This window comes from uncultured Flavobacterium sp. (assembly GCF_937967675.1).
Lineage (GTDB): Bacteria > Bacteroidota > Bacteroidia > Flavobacteriales > Flavobacteriaceae > Flavobacterium.
In genome coordinates, this window is sequence record NZ_CALBSN010000130.1 from 1 (window position 1) to 2,583 (window position 2,583).

At 31.9% G+C, this 2,583-nt stretch carries 4 protein-coding genes; all 4 read left to right on the top strand.

The genetic code is table 11. The features are described from left to right. Positions 1-60: 60 nt before the first annotated feature. The gene (gene trmB, locus Q0075_RS08780; protein WP_297869197.1) at positions 61-735 is read left to right on the top strand and encodes a tRNA (guanosine(46)-N7)-methyltransferase TrmB; all 675 of its coding nucleotides are present in this window, start codon (positions 61-63) and stop codon (positions 733-735) included. 53 nt (positions 736-788) lie between these two features. Next, entirely contained in the window at positions 789-1,415 is a 627-nt protein-coding gene (locus Q0075_RS08785) for a LysE family transporter (RefSeq protein WP_297869198.1), read from the top strand. A gap of 3 nt (positions 1,416-1,418) precedes the next feature. Further along, the gene (locus Q0075_RS08790; protein WP_297869199.1) at positions 1,419-1,754 is read left to right on the top strand and encodes an MGMT family protein; all 336 of its coding nucleotides are present in this window, start codon (positions 1,419-1,421) and stop codon (positions 1,752-1,754) included. A gap of 201 nt (positions 1,755-1,955) precedes the next feature. Further along, the coding region (locus tag Q0075_RS08795; protein ID WP_297869200.1) for a P-loop NTPase at positions 1,956-2,583 on the top strand (628 nt) is incomplete at its 3' end.

Consider the following 2,583-nt stretch of genomic DNA (forward strand, 5'->3'; position numbering starts at 1 on the left):
TATTAAAAGTTTATTTGTGGTGCTAATTATTTGATTAATTTTGCCCAAAATTATTTAGAAGTGGGAAGTAAAAATAAATTAAAGCGATTTAAAGAAAACGAAACGTTTACTAATGTGTTCCAACCAACCAGAGAAGAAGTGGTAGGAGATCAATTTCCGTTGAAAGGAAAGTGGAGTAGTGATTTCTTTAAAAATGATAATCCAATTGTATTAGAATTAGGTTGTGGAAAAGGAGAATACTCTGTTGGTTTAGCTGAAAGATTTCCTGAAAAAAACTTCATTGGAATTGATATCAAAGGAGCAAGATTTTGGCGTGGTGCAAAAACTGCGGTAGAATCGGGTATGAATAACGTAGCTTTTGTTAGAACTCAAATTGAGTTAATCCATCATATTTTTGCTGAAAACGAAGTTTCTGAAATTTGGATTACTTTCCCAGATCCACAAATCAAATACAAAAGAACAAAGCACAGAATGACGAATGCTGAGTTTTTAGAGCGCTACAAAAAAGTTCTAAAACCAAGAGGATTCATGCATTTAAAAACCGATTCAGAATTCATGCATGGTTATACATTAGGGTTGTTACATGGTTTAGGTCATGAAGTAATTTATGCGAACCACAATATTTATAAAAACGAAGGAGCGCCAGCAGAAGTAACTGGTATTCAAACGTTTTATGAAAGTCAATATTTAGAAGTAAACAAACCTATTACCTATATTAAGTTCCGAATTAAGTAATCTTTGTTACTTTCATTTCAATATTCTTCCTTACTTTTGATAAAAATCAATTTATGACGTTTGTTTTAGCTATTTTTCTAGGATTGATAATTTCCATTGGCGGTATCATAATTCCGGGTATGTTGAATATGACGATTGCTAAAATTAGTATCAAAGAAAGTCAAAAACAAGCCTTAAATTTTGCTTTCGGGGCTGTAGTAGTAGTTTTTATTCAAAGCTTTTTAGGAACTTATTTTGCTAAATTTTTAGATGCTAATCCTGTTTTTAGTGAAGGATTAAAAAAAATAGGGACTTTTATTTTCATTGGGTTAACTATTGCTTTCACTATAATGGGATTCAATGCCAAAAAGAAAAAAGAAATTGAAGTAAAGATTGATAAAAAAAGAAATCGTTTCTTATACGGAATGGCGTTATCTTCTTTTAATATGTTCGCAATTCCTTGGTATGCATTAACTACTTTAATGATGGCTTCAAAAGAATTGTTTCAATACGATATTATTTCTATTCTTTTGTTTTCGCTAGCAGCTGCTTCAGGCACTTATTTTGTATTTTATTTGTACGCTCGATTCTTCAAGAAAATCGAACATAAACTTACTTTTATAGTTCAGAATATTAATTTTTTAATAGCAATATTAACTGGAATAGTTGCTATTTCTTCGCTTTATAAAATGTTTTTTTAATATTTGAAAAAGGCAACATCCAATAACGACAACTTTTTTGAACGTGTTTACGAAATCGTTCGACAAATTCCCGAGGGGAAAGTCACTACTTATGGGGCAATTGCAAAAGCGCTAGGTGCGGCAAAATCATCAAGAATGGTGGGATGGGCCATGAATGCTTCTCATAATTTAGAAGATGTTCCCGCGCATCGAGTTGTTAATAGAAAAGGATTGCTCTCTGGTAAACATCATTTTGAAGGCACAAATTTAATGCAACAACTTCTAGAAAACGAAGGAATTCAAGTTGTCGATAATCAAATTATTGATTTCGAAAAACATTTTTGGGAACCAAATTTTTAGTTTTCGGAAAAATATTTGATTTTTTTGTGATTACAATTAATATTCAGTACACAATAAATTTTAACAATTCAATTATAAGAAAACTTTAAACATCTAAACTTTTAAACTCCTAAACTTCTTATTATCTTTGCAATCTAAAATCAGTCTGAATAAAAACGTAAATTATTCTGCTTTAAACTGATTTGTAAAAAAATCGAAAAAATGAAATTAGATAGAAAAGAAATTTTAGCTGCATTAGAAACTATTTCGGTTGCAGGTGAAGGTAAAAACATGGTGGAAAGTGGAGCAGTTCAAAATGTAATCACTTTTGGCGATGAGGTTGTGGTGGATTTACTTTTATCAACACCAGCTTTGCATATTAAAAAACGTGCTGAAGTAGACATCATGAAAGTAATTCATGAAAAAGTGTACGAAAAAGCCAAAGTAAAAGTAAACATCAAGGTAGAAGCACCAGAAAAACCTGAAAATCCAAATTTAATTCGTGGAAAACAAATTCCTGGAATTTCAAATATTATCGCAGTTGCTTCAGGAAAAGGTGGTGTAGGAAAATCTACAATTACAGCCAACTTAGCCGTTTCATTAGCAAAAATGGGATTCAAAGTCGGAGTTTTAGATGCTGATATATACGGGCCATCGATGCCAATCATGTTTGATGTTGAAAACTCAAAACCTATTTCGGTTGAGGTGGATGGCAAATCAAAAATGCAACCGGTTGCAAGCTATGGGGTAGAAATTTTGTCTATCGGATTTTTCACAAAACCAGATCAAGCGGTTATTTGGAGAGGTCCAATGGCTGCCAAAGCATTAAACCAAATGATTTTTGATGCCA

Coding starts and splice junctions, on each gene's coding strand:
- Q0075_RS08785 (WP_297869198.1), top strand. CDS start 789: ATGACGTTTGTTTTAGCTATTTTTCTAGGATTGATAATTTCCATTGGC.